This window comes from Catellatospora sp. TT07R-123 (assembly GCF_018327705.1).
Lineage (GTDB): Bacteria > Actinomycetota > Actinomycetes > Mycobacteriales > Micromonosporaceae > Catellatospora.
In genome coordinates this window covers 4,342,396-4,368,028 of the sequence record NZ_BNEM01000001.1, presented here as the reverse complement: position 1 = coordinate 4,368,028, position 25,633 = coordinate 4,342,396, and the positions used below count along the sequence as shown (strand labels likewise).

At 73.2% G+C, this 25,633-nt stretch carries 17 protein-coding genes; 9 read left to right on the top strand and 8 right to left on the bottom strand.

The features are described 5' to 3' along the window. Position 1: 1 nt before the first annotated feature. Positions 2 to 1,180, top strand: coding sequence for a MarP family serine protease (locus Cs7R123_RS18885; RefSeq protein ID WP_212828235.1), 1,179 nt, complete (start codon positions 2 to 4; stop codon positions 1,178 to 1,180). 205 nt (positions 1,181 to 1,385) lie between these two features. Here the strand turns inward: Cs7R123_RS18885 and mycP are convergent, their stop codons facing one another. Both mycP and eccD read right to left on the bottom strand, forming a co-directional pair. Next, complete coding sequence (mycP, locus tag Cs7R123_RS18880; protein ID WP_374707000.1) at positions 1,386 to 2,600, bottom strand: type VII secretion-associated serine protease mycosin; 1,215 nt, start codon at positions 2,598 to 2,600, stop codon at positions 1,386 to 1,388. Positions 2,601 to 2,702: 102 nt separating this feature from the next. Beyond that, a complete protein-coding gene (eccD, locus tag Cs7R123_RS18875) occupies positions 2,703 to 4,151 on the bottom strand; it encodes a type VII secretion integral membrane protein EccD (protein WP_212828234.1) in 1,449 nt (482 codons plus the stop codon). Between the two features lie 147 nt (positions 4,152 to 4,298). On the opposite strand from eccD, the gene eccCa reads away from it, so the two are divergent. Then, a complete protein-coding gene (gene eccCa, locus Cs7R123_RS18870; RefSeq protein ID WP_212828233.1) occupies positions 4,299 to 8,324 on the top strand; it encodes a type VII secretion protein EccCa in 4,026 nt (1,341 codons plus the stop codon). A gap of 74 nt (positions 8,325 to 8,398) precedes the next feature. On the opposite strand, the gene Cs7R123_RS18865 is transcribed toward eccCa, so the two are convergent. Continuing rightward, positions 8,399 to 8,902 (bottom strand): inorganic diphosphatase, encoded by a 504-nt coding sequence (locus tag Cs7R123_RS18865; RefSeq protein WP_212828232.1) that lies wholly within the window; start codon positions 8,900 to 8,902, stop codon positions 8,399 to 8,401. Positions 8,903 to 9,209: 307 nt separating this feature from the next. On the opposite strand from Cs7R123_RS18865, the gene dacB reads away from it, so the two are divergent. Continuing rightward, the gene (dacB, locus tag Cs7R123_RS18860; RefSeq protein WP_212828230.1) at positions 9,210 to 10,919 is read left to right on the top strand and encodes a D-alanyl-D-alanine carboxypeptidase/D-alanyl-D-alanine-endopeptidase; all 1,710 of its coding nucleotides are present in this window, start codon (positions 9,210 to 9,212) and stop codon (positions 10,917 to 10,919) included. Positions 10,920 to 11,203: 284 nt separating this feature from the next. Here dacB and tilS read toward each other — a convergent pair whose 3' ends face one another. Both tilS and Cs7R123_RS18850 read right to left on the bottom strand, forming a co-directional pair. Continuing rightward, positions 11,204 to 12,187 (bottom strand): tRNA lysidine(34) synthetase TilS, encoded by a 984-nt coding sequence (gene tilS / locus Cs7R123_RS18855; RefSeq protein WP_212828228.1) that lies wholly within the window; start codon positions 12,185 to 12,187, stop codon positions 11,204 to 11,206. Positions 12,188 to 12,197: 10 nt separating this feature from the next. Beyond that, positions 12,198 to 13,253 (bottom strand): zinc-dependent metalloprotease, encoded by a 1,056-nt coding sequence (locus tag Cs7R123_RS18850; protein ID WP_212828226.1) that lies wholly within the window; start codon positions 13,251 to 13,253, stop codon positions 12,198 to 12,200. A gap of 68 nt (positions 13,254 to 13,321) precedes the next feature. Between Cs7R123_RS18850 and Cs7R123_RS18845 the strand changes: the two genes are divergently transcribed. Beyond that, the gene (locus Cs7R123_RS18845; protein ID WP_212828224.1) at positions 13,322 to 14,914 is read left to right on the top strand and encodes a gamma-glutamyltransferase family protein; all 1,593 of its coding nucleotides are present in this window, start codon (positions 13,322 to 13,324) and stop codon (positions 14,912 to 14,914) included. 49 nt (positions 14,915 to 14,963) lie between these two features. Then, a complete protein-coding gene (locus Cs7R123_RS18840; RefSeq protein ID WP_212828221.1) occupies positions 14,964 to 18,248 on the top strand; it encodes a S8 family serine peptidase in 3,285 nt (1,094 codons plus the stop codon). Between the two features lie 86 nt (positions 18,249 to 18,334). On the opposite strand, the gene Cs7R123_RS18835 is transcribed toward Cs7R123_RS18840, so the two are convergent. Further along, entirely contained in the window at positions 18,335 to 19,285 is a 951-nt protein-coding gene (locus tag Cs7R123_RS18835; RefSeq protein ID WP_212828219.1) for a GlxA family transcriptional regulator, read from the bottom strand. Positions 19,286 to 19,426: 141 nt separating this feature from the next. On the opposite strand from Cs7R123_RS18835, the gene Cs7R123_RS40745 reads away from it, so the two are divergent. The 4 genes from Cs7R123_RS40745 (at position 19,427) to folE (ending at position 23,073) form a co-directional block, all read left to right on the top strand. After that, positions 19,427 to 19,549 carry a hypothetical protein gene (locus tag Cs7R123_RS40745; RefSeq protein WP_280517305.1) on the top strand — a complete coding sequence of 41 codons (123 nt, stop codon included), beginning with the start codon at positions 19,427 to 19,429 and terminating at the stop codon, positions 19,547 to 19,549. Between the two features lie 4 nt (positions 19,550 to 19,553). Further along, positions 19,554 to 20,117, top strand: coding sequence for a hypoxanthine phosphoribosyltransferase (hpt, locus tag Cs7R123_RS18830; protein WP_212828217.1), 564 nt, complete (start codon positions 19,554 to 19,556; stop codon positions 20,115 to 20,117). Between the two features lie 296 nt (positions 20,118 to 20,413). After that, entirely contained in the window at positions 20,414 to 22,432 is a 2,019-nt protein-coding gene (ftsH, locus tag Cs7R123_RS18825; RefSeq protein WP_212828215.1) for an ATP-dependent zinc metalloprotease FtsH, read from the top strand. Next, positions 22,429 to 23,073 carry a GTP cyclohydrolase I FolE gene (gene folE, locus Cs7R123_RS18820; RefSeq protein ID WP_212829264.1) on the top strand — a complete coding sequence of 215 codons (645 nt, stop codon included), beginning with the start codon at positions 22,429 to 22,431 and terminating at the stop codon, positions 23,071 to 23,073. The genes ftsH and folE overlap by 4 nt, the downstream gene beginning before the upstream one ends. 4 nt (positions 23,074 to 23,077) lie before the next feature. Here folE and Cs7R123_RS18815 read toward each other — a convergent pair whose 3' ends face one another. Next, positions 23,078 to 23,698 (bottom strand): hypothetical protein, encoded by a 621-nt coding sequence (locus Cs7R123_RS18815; protein ID WP_212828214.1) that lies wholly within the window; start codon positions 23,696 to 23,698, stop codon positions 23,078 to 23,080. Positions 23,699 to 23,732: 34 nt separating this feature from the next. Beyond that, entirely contained in the window at positions 23,733 to 25,586 is a 1,854-nt protein-coding gene (locus Cs7R123_RS18810; protein WP_212828213.1) for an FtsK/SpoIIIE domain-containing protein, read from the bottom strand. Positions 25,587 to 25,633: the final 47 nt, after the last annotated feature.

Below are 25,633 nucleotides of genomic sequence, written 5' to 3'. Positions count from 1 at the left end.
GATGTCGGTCGTCGACGTGGTCCTGCTAGCCCTGCTGCTGCTCTTCGGTATGAGCGGCTACCGGCAGGGCTTCGTCGTGGGCGTGCTCTCCTTCGCCGGCTTCTTCGGCGGCGCCCTGCTCGGCCTGCAACTCGGCCCGCTGGTCGCCGGCCTGGTCTCCGACGGCGCGCTGAAGCTGATCGTCTCCCTGATCGCCGTGTTCGGCCTGGCCGTGCTCGGCCAGTCGCTGGCCGGCTGGTGGGGCGGCAAGGTCCGCCGCGCGATCACCAACCCGGCCGGGCAGCACGTCGACGACCTCGGCGGCGCCGTGGTCTCGGTGCTGGCCGTGGCCATGGTGGCCTGGCTGGTCGCGGTGCCGCTGAGCGACGCGGGCCAGCCGTGGCTGGCCAAGGCGGTCCGCAACAGCCTGGTGCTCGGCGTGATCGACAAGGTCATGCCCGGCGAGGCCAAGAACCTGACCGAGGCGCTGCGCGAGACCGTCGACACCAACGGCTTCCCCGAGGTCTTCGGCGACCTGGTGCCCACCCGGGTCAAGGAGGTGCCCGCCCCCGACCCGAAGCTGGCCGGCTCGCAGATCGTGCTCAACGCCAAGAAGTCCGTGGTCAAGGTGCTGGGCAGCGCCCCGAGTTGCAGCCGCCGCATCGAGGGCTCCGGGTTCGTGTTCGCCAACGAGCACGTGATGACCAACGCGCACGTGGTCGCGGGCACCAAGACCATCCGGGTCGAGGTCAACGGCACGCGCCTGAACGGCAGGGTCGTCGTGTACGACCCTGAGCGCGACCTCGCCGTCATCCACGTGCCGGACCTGTCCGCGCCGGTGATGCGGTTCGCCAACTCGCCCGCCCGCACCGGCTCCGACGCGATCGTGCTCGGCTACCCGCTGGACGGGCCGTACAACGCGCAGTCGGCGCGCGTGCGCGACGTCGGCGACATCACCGGCCCCGACATCTACGAGGACGGCACGGTGACCCGCGAGGTCTACACCATCCGGGGCCTGGTGCGCAGCGGCAACTCCGGCGGCCCGCTGGTCTCGGCCGACGGCCAGGTGCTCGGCGTGATCTTCGCCGCGGCCGCGGACGACCCGAACGTCGGCTACGCGGTCACCGCCGACGAGGCGGCCACGGTCGCCCTGATGGGCCGCACCCGCACCACCGCCGTCGGCACCGGCAAGTGCGCCTGACCCCCACCCCTCGCCGACCGCCTGCCGCGCGCTAACCCCGCCACGCGCTAGCCCCGCCGGCCGCGCCTCCGTGCCGCGCGCATCCGCTGTCGATCATGCAGTTTCGGGGAAAGTGCACGAATAACGCCCGCCTTTGCGGCAGTTTCCCCGAAACTGCATGATCACCTCCCCGCCCGAAGGCGGGGTGGTGGTGCGGTGGGGGGCGTCAGTCGCGGTGGGAGCTGAGGCGGCGTAGGAGGGTGAGGGCGCCGCCGACGAGGACGGCGACGCCGGCCAGGGCGACGGTGAGGTCGCGGCGGCCGGGGGCGGGCACGGGTCGGCCGGGAGCCGGTGGGCCCGGTTCGGGTTCCGGGGAGGGTTCGAGGCTGGTGCCGGGGGCAGCGCCGAACCCGGCGTGGCCGGGCGGGGGCACCGAGTCCAGCTGGTTGCTCTCGACCGGGTCGACCTGCCTGGTCAGCGCGGCGACCGGGTCGACCAGGCCGAAGCCGTACTGATCGTCGCGGCCCGGCGGGCCGAGGTCCTGCGCGGTGGCGGTTAGGCGCTCGACCACGTCGGCAGCGGACATCCGGGGCCAGCGGGAGCGCACCAGCGCGGCTGTCGCCGACACCAGCGGGGCGGCGAAGCTGGTGCCCTGGACCCGCCAGTAGCCGCCGGGGCGGGCGCCGACCAGGTCGGTGCCGGGCGCGGCCAGGACCGCCTGCTCGCCGGTGAGCGAGCCCTGCCACAGGCTGTGCTGCACGCCCGGGGAGACGGCGGTGACGGCCAGCACGCCGGGTTCGCGGGCCGGGTACCAGATGTCGGAGGGCCCGTCCGGGCTGACGTTGCCGACGCAGGCGACCACGACCACGTCCCGGGCGAACGCGTAGTCGATCGCCTCGGCCAGCGCGTCGCTGGCGACGCCGCCGCCCAGCGACATGTTGATCACGCGGGCACCGTGGTCGACGGCCCAGCGCACGCCCTCGGCGACCACCCGCGCGTCGTCGTAGCGGTTCTTCGCGTCGAGGACCCGTACCGGAAGGATCTTGGCTGCGGGGGCGAGGCCGATCACGCCGCGGTCGTCGTCGTCGCGCCCGGCGATCAGCCCGGCCACGGTGGTGCCGTGCCCGACCTTGTCGTCGCTGCCGTCGCCGTGCTTGGTCACCAGGTCGATCCCGGGCAGCACCTGGCCGTCCAGATCCGAGTGGTGCGCGGACACCCCGGAGTCGATCACCGCGACGGTGACCCCGGCGCCGCGCGACAGCTTCCAGGCGTCGGCGGCGTCGAGTGCCCGCAGCTGCCACTGGTCGTCGCGGACCGAGTCGCGCGAGGCGCGCAGGGCCGCGCTGCGGTCGATCGTGAGCTCCGCCGGCGCGGCCGGCCCCGCCGCGGTCAGTGCCAGACCCGCCACCACCAGGGTGAACACCCCGGACACACGGAACAGCGCCGTCGCTGGATTACGCGGCACGGCGCTGCGGCTGGGCGTGGCTCGTCTGGGCACAGTGCGGCCATTCTCACACGCGATCCGGCGCAGCCGGAAGAATCGTCAGGCGGCCCAGCTCTGAATCAACCCGTAGAGACCGAGCACCCAGGCGGCCACCGGCACCACCGAGATCACCACGAGCAGGTCGAACAGATCCGCGGCGCGGCCGACGTACGGCGAGGGCGAGCGGCGCGACCAGGTCTGCCCGGCCAGCACCACCACCAGCGCCAGCAGCACCGCGCCGACGGCGAAGAAGGCCCGCGGCCCGCCGTCTGCCTGCCACACCGCCGCGCCGAGCAGCAGCACGTGCCCGATCAGGCCCGCCGCGATCAGCGGGGTGCGCTGGCGCACCGTCACGAACAGCCGCGAGCGCAGCAGCAGCGCGGTCGCGGCGACCGCGACGAGCACCCGCCCGGCCAGCCCGCCTGCGGTCACCAGCACCAGGCTGGCCCCGGCCATGAGCACCGTGTATCCCATCAGCATGCCGGTGAGCAGCTCCTCCGAGCGCGCCACCGCCGCGAAGACGCGGCTGCGGTCGGGCAGCCCGTTGCTGCCGCCGCGCCGCTGGTACGGGCTCTCCGCCTCGCCGGGCGCCCGCAGTTGCGTCACCGACGGCACCGGCACCTTGCCGAACCGGATCGCGAGCACCGGCACCAGGCCGATGCCGCAGACCAGCGCGCTGACCAGCACCGCCGCCGAGCCGCCCGGCCCGAGCGAGCCCAGCAGCGCGGCCAGCGCCCCGAGCAGGCCCGCGGTGCCGCCCGCGGTGAACACGCGCAGCCCGTGCCCGACACCCGCGGCGCCCAGCACCGCGAACAGCAGCACCGCCACGCAGCCGACCAGCAGCTGCCCGGCGCCGAGCCAGCCGCCCGCGCCGAAGAAGCCGCCGGGGCCCTCGCCGCCGAGCACCAGCGCACCGCCCGCGAACGCGTACGGCAGGGCGAACCCGGCCAGGGCGCTGCCCGCGACGCCGTCGCCGTACGCCCGGGAGGCCAGCACGCCGCCGACCAGCAGCAGCGCCGCCACGGTCAGGCCGAGGTAGCCGCCGGGCGCCCAGAGCGGACCGCCGCGCAGCAGCGCCAGCACGCCCGCGACCAGCAGCACGCCCGCCCCGGCCAGGGTGGCGGTGCGGGTGGCGGCCGGGGTCCAGGCGGCGCCGCGGCGGCGGGCGCCCTCGGCGATCGCCTCGACGACGTCGTCGTACTCCAGCTCGGGCCATTCGGCCTGCGCGGGCACGAGGTGCAGCAGCTCCCCGTCGCGCACCGCCTGCTGGTGCAGGGACTTGCCCTCGTCCAGGGCGGCGCCGTCGCCGCGGCGCAGCAGCCAGCCGCCGTGCTGCTCGCCGTCGTCGGCCAGGCCCATCCCGGCGTGGCGCAGCAGGTCGGGCAGGAGTTCGGCCAGTGGCACCTGCTCCGGCAGCGCGACGTCGACGCGGCGGTGCGGCGTGTGCACGGTGACCCGGGCGAGCCCGGCGGCCGAGGGCGTCGTGGCGGCGGTCGAGGGGTAGCTCACCCGGTACGTCTACCACGTTGTGCCGCAACGCGTCACCCCGTACCGGTCGCTGTCCACACCGCCGCCGGTCGCTGTCCACACCGGCGCAGCGGAAGTGAGCGGCAGCGATTAACCTGTGGTGCGTCAGCGCCTGGGGGAGGAGTCGCCATGGGTTCGGTGATCGTGAAGCGGGCGCCCCGCCGCCCCGCACCCGAGATCCCCGCCGGAGAGCTGGTCATCGACGCACCGCCGGAGATCCCGCAGGCGGCGGGCGGTCGCCTGCAGCAGGCCATGATGATCCTGCCGATGCTCGGCAGCGGTCTGGGCATGGCGATGATGGTCGGCAACGGCCAGGGCAACAAGATGTCCTATCTGGCTGGCGGCATGATGGGCGTCTCCAGCCTCGGCATGATCGCCGCGAGCCTGATGAGCGGCGCGGGCCAGCCGAAGAAGGCCGAGATGATGTCGGCCCGCCGCGAATACCTGCGCCACCTCGCCGCGCTGCGCCGCCGGGCCCGGCACGCGGTGCAGCAGCAGCGCGTCGGCCTGTTCTACCGCCACCCCGACCCGCAGCGGCTGTGGTCCACCGTGGACAGCCACCGGCTGTGGGAGCGGCGCGGCAGCGACCCCGACTTCGGCATCGTGCGCGTGGGCGTCGGCCCGCAGTCGCTGGCCACCCCGCTGATCCCGCCGGAGACCCGGCCGCTGGAGGAACTGGAGCCGATGACGGCCGGGGCGCTGCGGCGCTTCCTGGACGCGTACTCGGTGGTGCCGGACCTGCCGGTGGCGCTGTCGATCCGCGGCTTCGGCCGGGTGTACCTGCGCAGCGAGGGCGGCACCCGGGCCGACAACCAGCGCGCCGACGGCACGTACCAGGGCGGGGTCTTCGGCGGCGCGGCCGGGTTGACCCAGACCGACCACCGCGACGGCACCGACGCGCACGGCCTGGCCCGCGCGATGCTGGCGCAGCTGGCCGTGTTCCACGCCCCCGACGACCTGATCATCGCGGTCTGCGCCTCGCCGCACCGGCGCGACAGCTGGGACTGGGCCAAGTGGCTGCCGCACCACCAGCACCCCACCGAGAGCGACGCGCTCGGCCCGGTGCGGTTGTTCGCCACCTCCGCGGGCCAGCTGGAGGAGATGCTGTCCGGCGTGCTGGCCGGGCGGGCCCGCTTCGGCGTGGCCGACGCCGCGCCGCACGTGGTGGTGGTCTTCGACGGCGGCGATCTGGCCGACTCCCACCAGCTCGTGCTGCCCGAGGGCCTGGCCGGGGTGACCGTCTTCGACCTGGACACCGAGCCGCCGCGCCTGCTCGACCGCAGCATGCTGGTGCTGGAGACGCGCGGGCGCGAGCGCGGCCTGCACACCACCACCGCCAGCTCGGTCGCGGAGGTCGGCATCGCCGACCGGATCGGGGTCGCCGAGGCGGAGGCGATCGCGCGGCGGCTGGCGCCGCTGCGCCTGTCGGCGGTCGCGGTCGCCTCCAACACCGCGATGACCGGCGAGCGTGGCCTGGCCGACCTGCTGGGCATCCCCGACCCGGATCGCTTCGAGACCGCGTACGGCTGGTCGCCGCGGGCCGACCGCAACAAGCTGCGGGTGCCGATCGGCGTCGGCCCGGACGGCTCGGCGATCGAACTCGACATCAAGGAGTCGGCGCAGGACGGCATGGGCCCGCACGGCCTGCTCGTCGGCGCCACCGGCTCCGGCAAGTCGGAGCTGCTGCGCACCCTGGTGCTGGGCCTGGCCGCCACGCACTCCTCGGAGCAGCTCAACTTCGTGCTGGTCGACTTCAAGGGCGGCGCCACGTTCGCGTCGCTGGACCGGCTGCCGCACACCTCCGCGGTCATCACGAACCTGGAGGGCGAGAGCCACCTGGTCAACCGCATGGGCGACGCCATCACCGGCGAGGTGCTGCGCCGCCAGGAGCTGCTGCGGGCGGCGGGCAACTTCGCCAACCTGAAGGACTACGAGAAGGCCCGCACCGGCGGGGCGGCACTGGCGCCGCTGGCGTCGCTGTTCATCGTCTGCGACGAGTTCTCCGAGCTGCTGACCGCCAACCCGGACTTCATCGAGATCTTCGTGCAGATCGGCCGGGTCGGCCGGTCCATCGGCATGCACCTGCTGCTGGCCAGCCAGCGCCTGGAGGAGGGCCGCCTGCGCGGCCTGGACACGCACCTGTCGTACCGGATCGGTCTGCGGACCTTCTCGGCGATGGAGTCGCGCGCGGTGCTCGGCGTCGGCGACGCGTTCGACCTGCCCAAGGCGCCCGGCCACGGCTACCTCAAGTTCGGCTCGGAGCCGTTGCAGCGGTTCAAGGGGGCGTACGTCTCGGGCTCGTTCAAGCGGGCGGGCGAGGCCGTGGCCCGCCGCCGGGTCGACGGCGAGCAGTTCGTCTACGACTTCAGCAACCACTACCTGCCGGTGCCGAAGACCCCGAAGAGCACCGAGCTGGAAGTGAAGTGGGACGTCAAGCCGGGCGAGAGCCTGATGGACGTCATGATCGAGCGGATGGTGGGCCAGGGCCCGCCCGCGCACCAGGTGTGGCTGCCGCCGCTGGACCTGTCCGACCCGCTCGACCTCGCGTTCGGGCAGGTCGGCCTCGTCGAGGGGCGCGGCCTGACGGTGGCCAACCCGGAGCTGCGCGGCGCGCTGCGGGTCCCGCTCGCGGTCGTGGACAAGCCCGCCCAGCAGCTGCGCGACCTGCAATGGGTACGGCTGGCCGACGGCGCCGCCGGGCACGTGGCGGTCGCGGGCGGCAACCAGAGCGGCAAGTCCACCCTGCTGCGCACCCTGGTCACCGGCCTGGCGCTGACCCACACCCCGCAGGAGGTGCAGTTCTACTGCCTCGACTTCGGCGGCGGCACCCTGGCCGGCCTGCGCGAGCTGCCGCACGTCGGCGGCGTCGCGGGCCGCCAGGAGGCGATGCTGGTCCGCCGGACCGTCGGCGAGGTCGCCGAGCTGCTGAACAACCGCGAGGCCCGGTTCCTGGAGCACGGCATCGACTCGATGGCGTCGTACCGGCGGCTGCGGGCGGCCGGCCGGTTCCCCGACGATCCGTACGGCGACGTGTTCCTGGTCGTGGACGGCTGGGCCACGCTGAAGGAGAGCTACGACGACCTGGAGCCGGTGATCACCGACATCACCACCCGGGGTCTGGCGTACGGCGTGCACGTGGTCGCGGCGACGCTGCGCTGGCGCGACTTCCGCCCGGCCATCGCCGACCAGTTCGGCACCAAGCTGGAGCTGCGCCTGGGCGACCCCAGCGACACCATCTGCCGGGTCCGCCGGGTGGCGCCGCAGGTGCCGCAGCGCGCCGGCTTCGGCTGCACCCCGGACGGCCTGTTCTCGCTGGCCCTGCGCCCGGACGTGGACCAGGTCGGCGACCGGGAGGAACTGGTCCGGCAGATCGCCAAGCACTGGAGCGGCGCCCCCGCACCCCGTGTCCGCGTCCTGCCCAACGTCTACGCGTACGACCGGATGCCGGTCGAGGGCGGCGACCCCTGGGCCATGCCGATCGGCATCGCCGACGACCTCACCCCGGCCGTGGTCGACTTCTTCGCCGACGTGCACCTGTCGGCGTTCGGCGAGAGCGAGTGCGGCAAGTCGACGCTGCTGCGGCAGCTCGCCACCACGATCACCCGCCGGTACAGCCCGGACGAGGCGAAGCTGCTCATCGTCGACCCGCGCCGCAGCCTGCTCGGGGCGGTGACCACGCCGCACCAGCTGGCCTACATCACCAGCCTGGACCAGGTGCCCGACTACATGGACGCGATCGCGGCGAAGATGGCCGAGCGGCGCCCGCCCGCCGACGTCACCCCGCAGGACATCCCGCGCCGCCCGTGGCTGGCGGGCCGGGGCGAGTTCTTCCTGATCATCGACGACTACGACATCGTGGTCTCGTCGGGCGTGCACCCGCTGCGCAACCTGGAGCCGTTCCTGTTCGAGGCCCGCGACGTCGGCCTGCACCTGATCACCGCGTCGAACGTGAACTGGAGCCGCGCCGCGTACGACGCGGCGCTGTCGCGGGTGCTCGCCACGAACGCGCCGTACCTCCAGATGTCGGCCGACCGGAACGTGACGGCCCCGTTCGGCAGCCCGTTCCGCAACGAGCGGATGACGGCCGGCCGCGGCCGCCTGATCACCCGGCGCGGGGCGCGGCTGGTGCAGCTGGCGGACCTGCCGGCGTACTGACGCATATACGACGATCGGCCGCCCGGTGTCCCGGGCGGCCGATCATCACGTCAGTCGGCGAAAAGAACCGCAGGTCAGTGACCGGCGCCGCTCTCCAGGCGGTCGACCTCGCGCTGGAACGAGCGCTTGATCTCGGCCTCGGCGTCGGCGCGGCCGACCCAGGTCGCCCCCTCGACGCTCTTGCCGGGCTCCAGGTCCTTGTACACCTCGAAGAAGTGCTGGATCTCCAGCCGGTCGAACTCGGCGACGTGGTGGATGTCACGCAGGTGCTCCAGCCGCGGGTCGTCGGCCGGCACGCACAGCACCTTGTCGTCGCCGCCCTTCTCGTCCCGCATCCGGAACATGCCGATCGCGCGGCACCGGATCAGGCAGCCGGGGAACGTCGGCTCCTGGACCAGCACGAGTGCGTCCAGCGGGTCGCCGTCCTCGCCCAGCGTGTTCTCGATGAACCCGTAGTCAGCGGGGTACTGGGTGGAGGTGAAGAGGGTGCGGTCGAGCCGGATCCGTCCGGTCGCGTGGTCCACCTCGTACTTGTTGCGCTGCCCCTTAGGGATCTCAACCGTGACGTCGAAATCCATTTCACACTCCCAATGGCCTGTTAGTTCGCCGACGTTGGCGACTTTTAGTTAGTCTCGCCTGACTGAGTACGGCCATCCAAGGAGGGCACCGTTGGGGAGGCAAGGTTCACATTACGGTGCCGACCCTGCGGGTGGCGCCGGATCGCCGGGCGGTCCGGGCGTGCCCGGCGAGTGGGTGTGGAACGGCCGGGAGTACGTCTGGCTGGCGTCCCCAGGTTATCCACAACCCCAGGACCAGGGGATGCACGGCTATCCACCGTCTTATCCACAGGCGGCGGGCCCCCAGCCGGGCGGTTATCCACAGGATGTGCACAATGCGCGGCCGGGTAACCCACCGCCCAACCCCTATCCACAGGCCCACGACCAGCGCGGACAGTACGGCTACGCCCAGCCGCCCCAGGACGGCTACGGCCAGAGCGGCTACGGCCCGGCCCAGGACACCCAGCGGCTCCACGGCGCCCAGGGGAGCCAGGGCGGTCAGAGCGGTGCCCCCGCTCCCGCCGATCGGTCTGCTGCGCCCACCGCCCCGCACAGCCGCCGCCTGAAGAAGAAAAAGAAGAAGGGCAAGGGGCGCCGCGGTCTGATCACCACGTCGCTGGTGCTGGTGTCGGCGCTCGGCCTCGGCCTGGTCGGCGTCGGCGTGGCCAAGCCGCACCTGGTCACCGACCTGTTCTCCACCCCCGATCGGCAGTCCCCGGCGCCGACCGCGCCCGCCGAGCCGCCCCCGGCGGCGGTGCTCGCCGCGGCGGCAGCCGACGCGCCGATGCCCACCACGGCCGGGCTGAGCGCCGTGCTCGGCCCGCTGATGACCGGCACCGCGCTCGGCAGCCACGTGAGCGCCTCGGTGGTCGACCTGCACACCGGCGAGGTCCTGTTCGAACTGGACCCGACCGAGATGATCACTCCGGCGTCCAACACCAAGCTGGTGACGGCGGCGGCGGTCCTGGCCACCCGGGGCCCGACCTACCGGATCACCACGCGCGTGGTGGCCGGGCCCAACCCCGGCGAGGTCGTGCTGATCGGCGCGGGCGACGCCACCCTCGGCGTGAACAGCAAGAAGTTCTACGAGGGCGCGCCGCAGCTCGACACCCTCGCCGCCCAGGTCAAGAAGGCGATGGGGGCCACCCCGATCACCAAGGTGATCACGGACGGGTCGCTGTTCGCGGGCTCCAACACCGGCCCCGGCTGGTCGTCGGACGCCCCGCAGGAGGGCAACGTCTCCCGGATCACCGCACTGATGATCAACGGGGCGCGCACCGACATCAAGGACCGGGAGATGCCGTTCAACCGGTACAGCAACCCGGAGAAGGCCGCCGGCGAGGCGTTCGCCAAGCTGCTCGGCCTGCCCGCCAGTGCCGTGGTCAAGGGCGTCGCGCCCGCCGCGCCCGCCACCGACCCGGCCGCGCAGCCCAGCGCGGGCGCCTCGGCGGCCCCGGTCGCGATCGTGCCCGGCCTCGAACTCGGCGCCGTCCAGTCCGCTCCGCTGCTGCGCCAGATCGAGCAGATGCTCACCGAGAGCGACAACACCCTGGCCGAGATGCTGGCCCACCAGGTGGCGCTGGCCCGGGGCAAGCCTGCCTCGTTCGAGGGGGCGTCGGCGGCGATCGAGGAGGTCGTGACCGAACTCGGCCTCGACCCGGCGCAGAGCAACCTGTCCGACGGCTCCGGCATGTCCAGCCGCAACAAGATCTCGCCGAAGCTGCTGACGGCGCTGCTGGTGAAGGCGGCCGGCGGGGACCACCCGCAGCTCGCCGACTTCTTCAACGGCCTGCCCGTGGCGGGCTGGTCCGGCACCATGCTGCCCCGGTTCGGCAAGGTCAAGAACGCGTACGGCCTGGTCCGCGCCAAGAGCGGCACCCTCGACGGGGTGAACTCGCTGTCCGGCGTGCTCCAGACCGCCGACGGCCGGATGCTCGCCTTCGCGGTGCTCGCCGACGGCGTCACCGCGGGCCGCTATCCCGCCCAGGACGCCCTCGACAAGATCGTCGCCGCCATCGCCTCCTGCGGCTGCCGCTGACCCACCCGCCCCGCCCCGCCCCGTCCCGCCGGGCGGGGCCGAGACGGCCGGGACGACTCAAGATCAGCCGAGTTGCCGGGCAATCGGGCGAAAGAAGGCCCAAGATACGCCCGACTGCCCGGCAACTCGGCTGATCAAGGGCGCGCCCGGCGGCGCGTCGGTCACCGCGTACCCCCGAGGGTGGGTGCCGAGTGGCGCTGGGTGGGTGCAGTTTCGGGGAAAGTGCTCGAAATCCGGTGACGAATCCAGCACTTTCCCCGAAACTGCGGGAATCCGAGCTCGCCTCAAGCGGGGCGGGACGGGGTGAGAGTGTCGGCGGCGCGGGTGACGGTGATGGCGCCGGGCAGGTGGGTCGGACCCTGGCCGTGCCACCTGGTGACCAGGGCGTCCAGGGCTTCGACGTGGCGGTGGGACAGGGCCGTGCGCGGCGCGCCCAGCTCGGCGGCCCACTCGTGCAGCACCCGGGTCCGCAGCGCGGCGGGCAGGTCCCGCAGCGCGGGCACCGACAGGCCGCCGGTCACGCGGCAGGCGGCCAGCGCGTCGGCGGCCAGCTCGTCGAGGTAGGCGCTGTCCTGCGCGAGCTGTGCCGCCGTGCGGGCCAGGTTGGCCACCACGCCCTCGCCGAGCGTGGCGACCAGCGCGGGCAGGGCCTCGGCGCGCACCCGGGAGCGGGCGTACGCGGGGTCGGTGTTGTGCGGGTCGTCCCACGGGCGCAGGCCCTGGGCGGCGCAGGCGGCGCGGCAGTCGGCGCGGGGCAGGTCGAGGAACGGGCGGCTGAACCGTACCCCCGCCTGGTCCCGGTGGACCGGCATGCCGGACAGGCCCCGCGGCCCGGACCCGCGCGCCAGCGCGAGCAGCACCGTCTCGGCCTGGTCGTCGCGGGTGTGCCCGAGCAGCACGGCCGCGGCTGCATGGCGTCGGGCCGCCTCCGACAGCGCGGCGTAGCGGGCGGTCCGCGCCGCCGCCTCCGGGCCGCCGTCGGTGCCGACGTCGACCGCCGCGATCTCGACCGGGTCGAAGTCACGGGTACGCGCCCACGCCGCCACCTGCTCGGCCTGCCGCGCCGACCCGTCCTGGAGGCCGTGGTCCACGGTGACCAGCCCGACCCGGCGTCCCGCGCGGGGCCCGGCGAACGCGGCCGCGGCGGCCAGGGCGAGCGAGTCGGCGCCGCCGGAGCAGGCGACCAGGACCGGGCCCGGGGGCAGCGTGCGCAGCAGCGCGGTGACGGCGGTACGGGTGCGGGCGACAGCCGGGGGGAGCGCGCTCACGGACGCCCGGTCACGGGGTCGCGGGCGGGACCACGCGGGCGATCCAGGCGGCCGGGTCGGTGAGCTCGGCCGGCTTCGGCAGGGTCTGCGGCGAGGTCCAGACCTTGTTGAGGCCGTCCATGCCGACGCGGTCGAGCACCCCCTGCACGAAGGCGCGGCCCTCGGCGTACTGGCGCATCTTGATGTCGATGCCCAGCATCCGCCGCAGGTACTGCTCGACCGGGTTGCCCGGGTGCCGCCGCCGGTCGAACGCGGCCCGGATCTGGGCCACGCTCGGGATGACGCGCGGCCCGACGCCGTCCATGACCACCTCGGCGTGCCCTTCCAGCAGCGTGAGGATGGCGGTCAGCCGGTCCAGCACGGCCCGCTGCTGCGGTGTCTGCATCGCCTCGATCAGGGTCGTGCCGCGCTCGTCGCCGGTGGCCGAGCGGGCCGCCTTCATCGCGGCCTCGACCTGCCGGAACGTCTGGCTGAGCAGGTTGGCGGTCGGCGGCTCGGAGGCCTCGACGAAGCGGCGCACCTCGCCGAGGAAGTGCTCGCGCAGCCACGGCACGGCCGTGAACTGGGTGCGGTGGGTGACCTCGTGCAGGCACACCCACAGCCGGAAGTCGCGCGGGTCCGCCTTGATCCGGCGCTCCATGCCGACGATGTTCGGGGCGACCAGCAGCAGCTGGCCCGGATCGGTCGCGAACACCTCGTACTGGCCGAGCACCTTGCCCGACAGGTAGCCCAGCACCGCACCGGCCTCCACCGCGGTGACCTTCGCGCCGACCAGGCTGCCGACGACGCCGACCTTCGCCTCCAGCCGGTCGGTCAGCGGGTGGATGACCTGGCGCAGGCCGTGGATGTTGACCTCGGCCCAGGTGCGCCGGTCGACCACCCGCACCGGGGCGTCGTCGATCCGCGCGGTGAGCCCGGTGTACTCCGCGACGTGCGCGACGGCTTCGTCGGCGAGCAGGCGCAGCTCGCGTACTGCCGCGTCGGCCTGTGCGTAGGTGACCGACGGTCCGGTCGGCCCGAATCGGGCCGCGGCGGCGGTGGCCAGGTCCCAGTCCACGAGTGCCATGCCTAGAACCTACCCGCGCGGCTCCACCTGATGCCCGTGTCGCGCCGTTACGTGGTTTGATCGACCTCATGCGACGTCAGCCGGTGTACGCGCCGAACGGGGTGGTCGCCACCAGCCAGCCGCTGGCCGCGCAGGCGGGGCTGGCGATCCTGCGGGAGGGCGGTTCGGCCGTCGACGCGGCGGTGGCGGCCGCGGTGACCCTGACCGTGGTGCAGCCGGGCTCCAACGACATCGGCTCGGACCTGTTCGCGCTGGTCTGGGACGGGCAGCGGCTGCACGGGCTGAACGCCTCCGGCCGCGCCCCGGCCGCGCTGACCCGCGAGCTCATGGCGGAGCACGGTGAGGCGCCGACCGGCGCGCTGGGCGCGGCGCAGGCACGGGCCGCGCTGGCACCGCCGTCGCGCGGCTGGCTGCCGGTGACCGTGCCCGGCGCCCCGGCGGGCTGGCGCGACCTGCACGACCGGTTCGGCCGGGTGCCGTTCGAGCGGCTGTTCGCCGACGCGGTCTCCTATGCCGACCACGGCTGGACGGTGTCGCCGACGGTCGCGGCGGGCTGGGAGCGGGCGGTGCGTACGCACGCGGCCCTGACCCTGCCGGAGTGCCGGGCCTGGGCGGACGTCTTCGCCCCCGGCGGCCGGGCACCGCGGCCGGGGGAGCGGTTCCGCAATCCGGGGGCGGCGCAGGCGCTGCGGCTGATCGGCGGCAGCCACGCCGACGCGTTCTACCACGGCGAGATCGCGCGGGCGCTGGCCGCGCACGCCGCCGCCACGGGCGGGCTGCTCACCGCCGACGACCTGGCCCGGCACGAGAGCACCTGGGTCGAGCCGATGCGCGCCGACTATAAGGGCTTCAGCGTGTACGAGCTGCCGCCCAACGGCCAGGGCGTGGCCGCCCTCCAGGCGTTCGCGCTGCTGGACGGGCTGGCCGGGCACGGGCTGCACGAGCAGATCGAGGCGATGAAGCTCGGCTTCGCCGACGCCCACGCGTACGTCGCCGATCCCGACGCGGGGCCGGTGCCCGACCTGCTGGAGCCGGGCTACATCGCGGCGCGGCGGGCGCTGATCGGGCCCCGGGCCGGGGATCCGCCGCCCGGCGACCCGATGCGCGGCGGCACGGTGTACCTGGCCGCGGCCGATGCCGACGGGATGATGGTGAGCCTGATCCAGTCGACGTACCTGGGCTTCGGCTCGTTCACGGTGCTGCCGGAGTACGGCTTCGGGCTGCAGAACCGGGGCGCCGGGTTCAGTCTCGACCCCGCGCACCCGAACGTCGCCGCGCCGGGCAAGCGCCCGTTCCACACCATCATCCCCGGGTTCCTGTGCCGCGACGGGGCCCCGGTCGGGCCGTTCGGGGTGATGGGCGGGCACATGCAGCCGCAGGGGCACCTCCAGCTCGTGCTGTCCACCGTGGACGACGGCCTGGACCCGCAGGCCGCGCTGACCCGCCCCCGCTGGTACTGGCACACCGCCCGCCAGGTCGAGGTGGAACCCGAGTTCGATCCGGATCTGGTCCGTGACCTGCGCGAACGCGGCCACGAGGTGACCGTCTCGGCCGACCGGTCGACGTTCGGCATGGGACAGGCGATCTGGCGCCTGCCGGACGGGGCGGGTTACGTCGCGGGCTCCGAACCGCGCGGCGACGGGCAGGCCGCCGCGTACTGAGACGCCGCCGCAGCCAAGTCCCCGCCGGTCACGGGGTCGTTGACGCGGTGTGAGAATAGCGACGATTGTCCGGATCGCCTGCGGGGTCGCGCTGGTCGCGGGCTCGGTGGCCGTTCCGGCGGGTGCGAGCGTGGCGGCGCCGTCCGGCGCGCACAAGCTGCAACCCCAGTCCCGGGCCCTGGTCGGCCGAGCGCCGTCCAGCCGCCTGGCCCGAACCGACCGCAGCCTGCTCGGTCGCACCGACCACGAGCGCATCCCGGTCCTGGTCAAGCTCGACTACGACGCCGTGGCCAGCTACGCGGGCGGCCTGCCGGGCCTCGCCGCGACCAGCCCGGCGGTCACCGGCAAGCGCCTGCGGGCGGGCCGGGCCGAGCGCGACTACGAGGACTACCTGATCAAGCGGGAGCGCACCTTCGCCGCGACGCTGGCGGCCAAGCTGCCGTCGGCGCAGGTCGGCCGCCCGCTGCGCACCGTGTACGGCGGCCTGTCCCTCACCGTCCCCGCCGACCAGGTGCGCAAGCTCGCCGCGCTGCCGGACGTGGTGGCGGTGCAGCGCGACGAGCTGCGCGACCCGCTGACCGACTCGTCCGGCTCGTTCATCGGCGCCGACGCGCTCGCCCCGACCGGGCCGACCGGGACGGCCGACGTGTCCCGGGCCGGGCAGGGCGTCATCGTGGGCGTGCTGGACACCGGCGCCTGGCCCGAGCACCCGTCCTTCGCCGACCAGGGCGTGCTGGCCGCGCCCCCGGCCAAGGCCGACGGCACGAAGCGGACCTGCGACTTCGGCGACAACCCGCTGACCCCGGGCCGGGACGTGTTCCGCTGCAACCGCAAGCTGATCGGCGGCGCCCCGTTCCTGGACGGATACCTGGAGGCGTTCCCGAAGGAGACGTACAAGACGGCCCGCGACTCCGACGGGCACGGCACCCATACCGCCTCGACGGCGGCGGGCGACCTGCTGGCCTCGGCGAAGATCTTCGGGGTGGAGCGCGGCCCGATCCACGGCATCGCCCCGGGCGCCTGGGTCAGCGTGTACAAGGTGTGCGGCGCGCAGGGCTGCATGTCGTCGGACTCGGCCGCGGCCGTCGCCCAGGCGGTCCGCGACGGCGTCGACGTCATCAACTTCTCCGTCTCCGGCGGCACCGACCCGTTCACCGACCCGGTCGAGATGGCCTTCCTCGACGCGTACGCCGCGGGCGTGTTCGTGGCCGCGTCGGCGGGCAACTCCGGCCCGACCGCGGGCACGGTCAACCACCTGTCCCCGTGGGTGACCACGGTCGCGGCCTCGACCCAGCGCCGCGAGTTCGCCGCCGACCTCACCCTGCGCTCCGGCGACGCGGTGCAGACGCTGCGCGGCGCCTCGCTGATGGGCGCGGCCGGACCCGCGCCGCTGGTCCGGGCGGCCGACACCCCCGGCTACGGCGGCGGCAAGACCTGCGCGAAGGCGGCCAAGCCGAAGACGTTCACCGGCAAGATCGTGGTCTGCGAGCGCGGCGGCAACGCCCGCGTCGAGAAGGGCTGGAACGTCAAGGCCGGCGGCGCGGTCGGCATGGTGCTCTACAACCCGACCCTGCAGGACACCGAGACCGACAACCACTGGCTGCCGACGGTGCACCTGCCCGACGCGACGCTGCTGGAGTTCCTGGACGACCACCGCGACGTCACCGCGACGATCAGCGCGGGCGCCGCGGTCCAGGGCACCGGCGACGTGATGGCCGCGTTCTCCTCCCGCGGCCCCGGCGGCCTGATGCTCAAGCCGGACGTCACCGCTCCCGGCGTGCAGATCCTGGCCGGGAACACACCCACGCCCGACGACACCACCGGCGGCCCGTCCGGGCAGTACTTCCAGGCCATCGCGGGCACGTCGATGTCGTCGCCGCACGTGGCCGGCGCGGCGGCGGTGCTGGCCGCCCGCCACCCGGACTGGAGTCCGGGCGAGCTCAAGTCGGCCCTGATGACCACCGCCGTCACCGAGGTGACCGAGGAGAACGGCACCGACCCGGCCGGTCCGCTGGACCGGGGCGCTGGCCGGATCGCGGTGGACCGCGCCGACGCGGCCGGGGTGACCATCGCCGACACCGCCGACCGCATGTACGCCATGGCCGACGACGAGGTCCGCGCGGTGCAGCTCAACCTGCCGTCGATCAACGCGCCGATCATGCCCGGCCGCCTGTCGACCGTGCGGACGCTGCGCAACATGACCGACCGGCCGCTGACCTACCAGCTGGCCACCATCGAGCCGGACGACAGCGCGATCAGCGTCCCGGACACGGTCACCGTCCCGGCGCGCGGCACCGCCGCCCTGCCGGTGACGATCTACTCCCGCGCGGTCGCGTCCGACTTCCTGTTCGGCGAGATCCGGCTGGTGCCGGTCGGCGGCGGGCAGGACCTGCACCTGCCGGTCGCGTTCAAGCCGACCCAGGGCCAGGTCACCCTGGCCAGCGCCTGTACGGCGAAGAAGGTGACGCTGGCCCGCACCGTCGACTGCACCGTCACCGCCCGCAACACCGGCTACGACCAGGCGCCGGTGAACCTGTCGACCCGGCTCGACACGGGCCTGACCCTGGCCGACGTGGACGGCAAGGTGAAGCTAGACCGCGACGGCCAGGTGCGGCACAGCTCCGTCCTGCGCGGCGTCGAGCCGGGCACGCCCGCGCTGTCCGACCTGGCCGACCGGGCCTGGCAGCCGGTGGACGTCACGCCGGACCCGATCGGTGACGAGGAAATGATCAACTACGAGGTGCCGGAGTTCCGGTACGCCGGGCAGACCTACACCGGCATCGGCGTGGTCTCCAACGGCTACCTCGTCGTCGGCGGCGGCACCGGCCAGGACGTGCGCTTCGAACCGCCGAAGTCGGCCGAGGCGGCCCGCCCGAACAACGTGCTCGCGCCGTACTGGGCGGACCTGGACGGGTCGGCGGCCGAGGGCGTGCGCGTGGCCGAGGTGGACCGCGACGGCCGGAAGTGGATCGTGGTCGAGTGGCGGGTCAACCGCTTCGGCACCGAGGACGGCCAGCGCTTCCAGGCCTGGTTGGCCGAGGGCGACCAGGAGGACGTCCGGTTCGCGTACGACGCGAAGGAGCTGCCCGGCGGCGCGGCCGTGTTCGCGGTCGGCGCCGAGAACGCGCTCGGCAAGGGCGTGCTGTCCACCGACGCCCCGAAGGCGGACCGGGCGGTCGTGTCCACCGGCGGGCACCCGGGCGGGGTGGCGTCGTACACGGTGACGCTGCGCGGGGTCACGCCCGCCGACGGCACCCTCGTCACGACGATGACCAGCCCGGACGTGCCGGGCACCACCGTGGTCCGCAACCACCTCCCGGTGGTGCTCCACTGAGCGCTCCGCGTTCAGCGTCCCAGTAAGTCGCAGTAGGCAAAGGGCACCTTCTTCGGCTCGCTTCGCGAGGGGGAAGGTGCCCTTTCTCATCTCAGCCGGAAGGTCTGGCGGTAGCCCAGCGGGGTGGTGCCGAGGCGGCGGGCGAAGTGGTGGCGCAGGGTGGCCGAGTCGCCGAAACCGGCGCGGGTCGCGACCGACTCCACGGACAGTTCGGTCTCCTCCAGCAGCCGCCGGGCCAGCAGCACCCGCTGATGGGTGATCCAGTCGTGCGGTGTCGCCCCGGTCTCGGCCCGGAACCGGCGTGCGAACGTGCGCGGCGCCATGTGCGTCCGCCCGGCCAGGTCGTCCACGGTCAGCGGCTGGTCCAGGTGCCGCAGCAGCCACTCCAGCAGCGGTTGCAGCGTCTGGCAGTCGACCGCCTCGGGGATCGGTGCCTCGATGAACTGCGACTGCCCGCCCGCGCGGTGCGGCGGCACCACCATCCGCCGGGCCAGCTTCGTCGCCACGGACGCGCCGTGCGCCTGCCGGACCAGGTGCAGGCAGGCGTCGATCCCGGCGGCGGTGCCCGCACTGGTGATCACCCGGCCGTCCTGCACGTACAGCTCGTCCGGCGCCACCTGCGCGGTCGGGTAGCGCTCGCGCAGCAGGGCGGCGTGGTTCCAGTGGGTGGTGCAGCGGCGCCCGTCGAGCAGCCCGGCCTGCCCGAGCAGGAACGCGCCCGAGCACACCGCCAGCACCCAGGCCCCGCGCTCGGCGGCCGCCCGCAGCGCCGCCACGGCGGCGGGTGGCGCGTCGCAGGCCAGCGGGTGCGCGGGCACAGCGACCAGGTCGGCGTCGGCCAGCGGCGCGAGGTCCGCGTGCGGCTCGATCAGGAAACCCGACCGGGTACGGACCGGGCCGCCGTCGACGGTGCACACCGCGAAGTCGTACCCGGGGAAGCCGTCGGCGGTGCGGTCGGTGCCGAACACCTCGCACAGCACCCCGAGCTCGAACGGCGCGATCTCCTCCAGCGCCAGTACGGCGACGCGCGTCAGCATCCCTCCACGCTAGCCCGTGATTGGCAGGAAATCGACGGACAGTGGCATCTCTGCCACTGTCCGGCCCGCAGCCTGCGGCGGAGACTGGATACCGACACCGGTGCTGATCTCCAACAAATTTCTCTAAACGGTGAGGCCGTCATGGAGCTGTTCGTGTTCTTCGTGGTGTTCTCGCTGGTCCTCGGGGTTGCGGGCCAGCTCGGGATGATCGTCGCCAATTCCGACCCCGACGTGCCGAAGAGGTCCTTCATCGGGCACGCTTAAGCACATGGGCTGGTACGACGCGGACATCGACCGTGTGATCATCACTGAAGAGGAGCTCCGCGCTAAGACCGCGGAGCTCGCCAAGCAGGTCGCGGCCGACTACGCGTCGGTCGACGCCCTGCTGCTCGTCTGCGTCCTCAAGGGCGCGGTCATGTTCATGGCGGACTTCTCCCGCGAGCTGGGCCGCATCGGCGGTCCGCCGGCCGAGCTGGAGTTCATGGCGGTCTCGTCGTACGGCCAGGGGACCACGTCCTCCGGCGTCGTGCGCATCCTCAAGGACCTCGACCGCGACATCGCCGGGCGGCACGTGATCGTCGTGGAGGACATCGTCGACTCCGGCCTCACGCTGAGCTGGCTGCTGAAGTACCTGGAGTCCCGCTCGGCCAAGACCGTCGACGTGGTGGCCCTGTTCCGCAAGCCCGAGGCGATCAAGGTGCCGGTGCCGGTCAAGTACGTCGGCTTCGACATCCCGACCGAGTTCGTGGTCGGCTACGGCCTCGACTACGCGGAGCGCTACCGCGAGGTCCCCTACGTCGGCATCCTCAAGCCGGACGTGTACCAGCGCTGAGCGGTGTGGGGGTTGATCGCCGTTTCGGGCCGATTCCCGCGCTGTGCGCGCGGGTTCCGACCGGGAGCGGCGATCATGCAAGGTGCCCGAGTTCGCCCTGAGCGAACGGGGGTGCGATTTGTCCGTAATAGTGGGCAGCGGAACTGAGAAAACGCTGAACGTTGTGCGATCGGCACCACGCATCACTCAACCGATGGTTTCTACGGTGTACCGTCGAGTGACCGGGCCGCGCCCGGTGAGCTGACCGCCTCTATCGATCAGGAGGACACGGGCGCGATCTAGCGTCCGGTAACAGCATGGAGCGTACGCGTATCTTTCGCCGGCCGATCTTCTGGATCTTCATCGTGGCCATCTGCGCGATCCTGCTCAGCCAGCTCTTCACCAGCGGCCCGAGCTACCAGCCGGTTGACACCTCAGTTGCCCTGAGCACTATCGACCAGGCCGGCGCAGGTGCCATCAAGAAGGTGGAGCTGCGCGACAAGGAGCAGACGATCCGCATCGACCTGGCCAGCAAGGCCAAGTTCAACGATGTGGAGACCGACAAGATCGAAGCGCAGTACCCGTCTGACGCCGGACTTCAGGTGTTCAACCGGGTCGAGGAGGCCAAGAAGGCCGGCAAGATCTCGGAGAACTACAACACCGAGGTCACCGAGGAGAGCGTCTTCCTCTCCCTGCTGGTGAGCCTGCTGCCGATCGCGATCCTGGTCATTCTGCTGCTGCTGTTCATGTCGCAGATGCAGGGCGGCGGCTCCCGCGTCCTCAACTTCGGCAAGTCGAAGGCCAAGCTCGTCAGCAAGGACACCCCGAAGACCACCTTCTCGGACGTGGCCGGTGCCGACGAGGCCGTCGAGGAGCTGCACGAGATCAAGGACTTCCTACAGAACCCGGCGAAGTACCAGGCGCTCGGTGCCAAGATCCCGAAGGGCGTGCTGCTGTTCGGCCCGCCCGGAACCGGCAAGACCCTGCTGGCCCGCGCCGTCGCCGGCGAGGCCGGGGTGCCGTTCTACTCGATCTCGGGTTCCGACTTCGTCGAGATGTTCGTGGGTGTCGGCGCCTCGCGGGTCCGTGACCTGTTCGAGCAGGCCAAGGCGAACGCCCCGGCCATCGTCTTCGTCGACGAGATCGACGCCGTCGGCCGCCACCGCGGCGCCGGCCTGGGCGGCGGTCACGACGAGCGCGAGCAGACCCTCAACCAGCTGCTGGTCGAGATGGACGGCTTCGACGCCAAGGGCGGCGTCATCCTGATCGCCGCCACCAACCGCCCCGACATCCTCGACCCGGCGCTGCTGCGTCCCGGCCGCTTCGACCGCCAGATCGCGGTCGACACCCCGGACATGGTGGGCCGCAAGTCGATCCTGCGGGTGCACGCCAAGGGCAAGCCCTTCACGCCCGACGTCGACCTCGACGCGGTGGCCCGCCGCACGCCCGGCTTCACCGGTGCCGACCTGGCCAACGTGATCAACGAGGCCGCGCTGCTGACCGCGCGCCAGGACAAGCGCGCCATCAGCAACGACTCGCTGGAGGAGTCGATCGACCGCGTGGTCGCCGGCCCGCAGCGCCGCACCCGCGTGATGTCGGACCACGAGAAGAAGATCACCGCGTACCACGAGGGCGGGCACGCCCTGGTCGCCTGGGCGCTGCCGCACTCCGCGCCGGTGCACAAGGTGACCATCCTGTCCCGCAGCCGCTCGCTGGGCCACACCCTGGTGCTGCCGACCGAGGACAAGTACACCCAGACCCGTGCCGAGATGATCGACACCCTGGCGTACGCGCTGGGCGGCCGGGCCGCCGAGGAGCTGGTCTTCCACGAGCCCACCACCGGTGCCGGCAACGACATCGAGAAGGCGTCCGCCCTGGCCCGCGCCATGGTCACGCAGTACGGCATGAGCTCGAAGCTCGGTGCGGTCAAGTACGGCACCAGCGGCGACGAGCCGTTCCTGGGCCGGTCCTACGGCCACGAGCGGGACTACTCCGACTCGGTCGCCGCCGAGATCGACGCTGAGGTGCGCCACCTGATCGAGCTCGCCCACGACGAGGCGTACGAGATCCTGGTGGAGTACCGCGACGTCCTCGACGCGCTCGTGCTGGAGCTGATCGAGAAGGAGACCATCTCGACCGCCGACATGGCGCGGGTCTGTGCCCGGGTCGTCAAGCGGCCGCCGATGGCCCCGTTCAACGGCTTCGGCAAGCGCACGCCCTCCACCCAGCCGCCGGTGCTGACCCCGGCCGAGCTGGAGAAGAAGGCCAGCGAGAACGGCGCCGCAAGCGCCGACGGTGAGGTCACCGTCGGCTCGTCCGCGGAGAGCACGAACTGAACGGCGAGCAGGAACTAGACCACCTCGCCGCCCGACTGGTCGACGGCTCCCTCACCGGTGTTCCGGTGGAGGAGGCCGTCGACCTCGGGCGGATCGAGAAGGCTGTTCGGGAGATGCTCATCGCCCTCGGCGAGGACCCCGAACGCGACGGCCTCCAGCGCACCCCCGCCCGCGTCGCCCGCGCGTACGCCGAGCTGTTCGCCGGCCTGCGGGTCGACCCGTCGCAGGTGCTCACCACCACGTTCGAGGCCGACCACGACGAGTTCGTGCTGGTCCGCGACATCCAGGTGTTCAGCCTCTGCGAGCACCACCTGCTGCCGTTCAAGGGCGTCGCCCACGTCGGCTACCTGCCCGGCACCGACGGGCGCATCACCGGCCTGTCCAAGCTCGCCCGCCTCGTCGAGGTGTACGCGCGCCGCCCGCAGGTCCAGGAACGTCTCACCTCGCAGATCGCCGACCTGCTTCAGAAGCAGCTGGCCGCCCGCGGCGTGATCGTGGTGCTGGAGTGCGAGCACATGTGCATGGAGATGCGCGGCATCCGCAAGGCCGGTGCCCGCACCGTCACCAGTGCGCTGCGCGGCCTGTGCAAGACCGACCCGAAGACCCGCGCCGAGGCGCTGGCCCTCATCAACGCCCGCTGACGGCTTACCGCAGCGCGTACAGCAGCGCCGCCAGCAGCACCGGGGCGAAGCACGTCACCGCGCCCAGCGGCACCGTGCGCGACCCCTTCGGGAAGACCAGCCCGACCAGCAGCCAGCCCGTCGCGAACCCCAGCAGCGCCAGCGACAGGCCGCCCACCAGCAGGTAGAACAGCCGCGCGCCCGGGTCGGCCAGGCCCGCCAGGGCCATCTGCACGACCAGCACGGTCAGGCTGAGCGGGGCGTAGATGAGTAGGTTGCGGGGCAGCCCGCGCGCCGCCGTACCCCCGAATCGCGCCAGCGATCCGTCCGTGACCTCGATCGTCGCCTGCGCCTGCCGCAGCGCCGCCAGCGCCACCGCCGGACCGCCCGCCACCGCCTGCGCCGCCAGATGCTGCTCCGACGGGCCCGGCAGCAGCACCGGCGGCGGCGCGCCCACCCGGCCCGCGCCGGCCACCAGCCTGGTCGCCTGCAAGCTCAGCTGAGCCTGCACCGTCGGCAGCTCGTCGCGGGCCGCGGCCAGCGCCACCGCCTCCGCCGACGCGACGTCGGCGGCCTCCCGGCGCACCGTGTCCAACCGCTGCGCCGCGGCCAGATAATCCGTCCAGGCAGCACTGCGCTCGCTCATGCATCCCGCCCTGGAGCCGGTCCGACCAACACGCTCACGCCATCTCCTCGCTGCTCGCGCCGATCAGCACCACCGGCGGGTCCGAGTCCAGGTCACGCGCCTGCCACAGCCGCTGCCGCAGGGCCGTGAGCACCTGCAGATCGGTGTGCGGATCGGGGAAGCGCACCGTCTTCTCGTGGCCGCGCGTGGCGTTGCGCGGGCCGCCCAGGCCGCCCGCCGTGTTCACCACCGCGCAGCCCACCGGCAGCGACGCCGCCGCGTCGTTGGACGCCTGGAGCACGTCGGCGCCGCCCGGCAGCGCCACCCGCACCGGGAACTGCCCGAACACCGAATCACGCCGGGCGTGCAGCTGCTCGACCGCGTGCACCGACCGCGAGCTGAGGATCAGGTGCATCCCGTACGCCCGCGCGCGGCGCGCGATCGACTCCAGCAGCCCCACCGCCTCCTGTGCCACCGGATCGTCCCCGGCCAGCAGCACCGGGAACTCCTCCAGCACGCACACCACCCGCGGCAGCTGCGCCGACTCCCGCAGCTCGCCGAACCGCGCCACCCCGGCCTCCGCGCACCGCTGCACCCGGGCGTCCAGCTCCGCCGCCAGATCGCGCAGCACGGCCAGCCCCGCCTCGCGGGTGCAGCGCCCCCCGATGACGCGAGCGTGCGGCAGCCACGCCGGATCGGCCACACTCGGCGCGAACTCCGCGTACGCCCCGTCCCGCGCGAAGTCCAGCAGGTACAGGGCCAGCTCGTCGGGGTCGTAGCGGGTGCACAGGCCGTACAGGACATTGGTCAGGAACGCGGTCTTGCCCGCGCTCGCCCGACCCGCGACCAGCCAGTGCGGCGTCAGCTCGGTGAAGCTCAGCGGGATCGGCGCCTCCCCGGCCAGGCCCACCACCGTCGACAGCCCCGCCGCCGACGACTCGGCCCACCACTGGTCCGGGTCCGGCAGCAGGTCCATCAGATGCACCTGGCCCGAGGCGGCATAGCGGGCCGCGAGCTCCCGGCACACCCGCTGCACCAGGTCCGCGGGCGGATCCGGGTCCAGCTCCACCGGCACCGACAGACCGGACCACGTCGTGGTCGGGCTCGGCGGCCCACCGGCCGGCTGTGTCGCGAACGGACCACCACCCACCAGGGCGTACGGGTTGCGCAGCGCGAGCTGCGTGCTCATCGGCAGCGGCGCCTGCGCCGACGGCTGCGAGGTGTGCGGGGACAGGGGCGGCGGCGGCCAGCCCGCCACGATCAGATGCAGCCCCGCCGCCGGACCCGCCTGGGCCAGCGCCGTGATCCGCGACAGCTCGGCACCTTCGACATTCGACGGCAGAGCCGCGATCAGCAGCAGCATCGTGCAGTCCCGCCGCCGCGGCCGTGCCGCCGGGCGCCGCTGCGCGACCGGGCGGGTCGGCCGCACCCAGTGCTCCGCCTCGGCCAGCACCGCCTGCAACCCCGCCAGATCGTGCACCGGCGGAGGCATCAGCCCCGCGTCGGCCAGCGCCCCGAACGGGGCGAACAGCGCTCCGCCGACCGCGTCCACCGCCCGCACCACCAGCGTGCCCGACGGCGCCGTCGCCAGCAGCCGCAGCAGCAGCGACCGCAGCGCACCGGCCACCCGCGGATCACGCGAATCAGCCCCGAACGTCAGATGGCCCGTGCCCAGCAGCGGCACCACCAGCGGAAACTGGTCGTCGTCGAGCGGCCGGGCCGTGCCGACCCGGACGAACTCCGGGCGGCGCTGATCGCCCAGCGGCGTACCCGAAGAGATCCCGTCCAACCGTGCGCCCAGCCAACCCGGCGCCAGCTTCGCGGCCGCGGCCCGCAGCCGCTCCGCGAGATCGTGCTGCTCGGCCAGATCCGTTCGCGGCGGCGGCAGATAACTATCCAAAGCCGACATCGCCGCCTGCACCACAGCCGCCGCATGCCGGTGCAGACCAGCGGCCT

Coding starts and splice junctions, on each gene's coding strand:
- Cs7R123_RS18845 (WP_212828224.1), top strand. CDS start 13,322: ATGCGACGTCAGCCGGTGTACGCGCCGAACGGGGTGGTCGCCACCAGC.
- ftsH (WP_212828215.1), top strand. CDS start 20,414: ATGGAGCGTACGCGTATCTTTCGCCGGCCGATCTTCTGGATCTTCATC.
- Cs7R123_RS18815 (WP_212828214.1), bottom strand. CDS start 23,698: ATGAGCGAGCGCAGTGCTGCCTGGACGGATTATCTGGCCGCGGCGCAG.
- Cs7R123_RS18865 (WP_212828232.1), bottom strand. CDS start 8,902: ATGGATTTCGACGTCACGGTTGAGATCCCTAAGGGGCAGCGCAACAAG.
- Cs7R123_RS40745 (WP_280517305.1), top strand. CDS start 19,427: ATGGAGCTGTTCGTGTTCTTCGTGGTGTTCTCGCTGGTCCTCGGGGTT.
- Cs7R123_RS18835 (WP_212828219.1), bottom strand. CDS start 19,285: ATGCTGACGCGCGTCGCCGTACTGGCGCTGGAGGAGATCGCGCCGTTC.
- Cs7R123_RS18850 (WP_212828226.1), bottom strand. CDS start 13,253: ATGGCACTCGTGGACTGGGACCTGGCCACCGCCGCCGCGGCCCGATTC.
- Cs7R123_RS18810 (WP_212828213.1), bottom strand. CDS start 25,586: ATGTCGGCTTTGGATAGTTATCTGCCGCCGCCGCGAACGGATCTGGCC.
- hpt (WP_212828217.1), top strand. CDS start 19,554: ATGGGCTGGTACGACGCGGACATCGACCGTGTGATCATCACTGAAGAG.
- Cs7R123_RS18885 (WP_212828235.1), top strand. CDS start 2: ATGTCGGTCGTCGACGTGGTCCTGCTAGCCCTGCTGCTGCTCTTCGGT.
- eccCa (WP_212828233.1), top strand. CDS start 4,299: ATGGGTTCGGTGATCGTGAAGCGGGCGCCCCGCCGCCCCGCACCCGAG.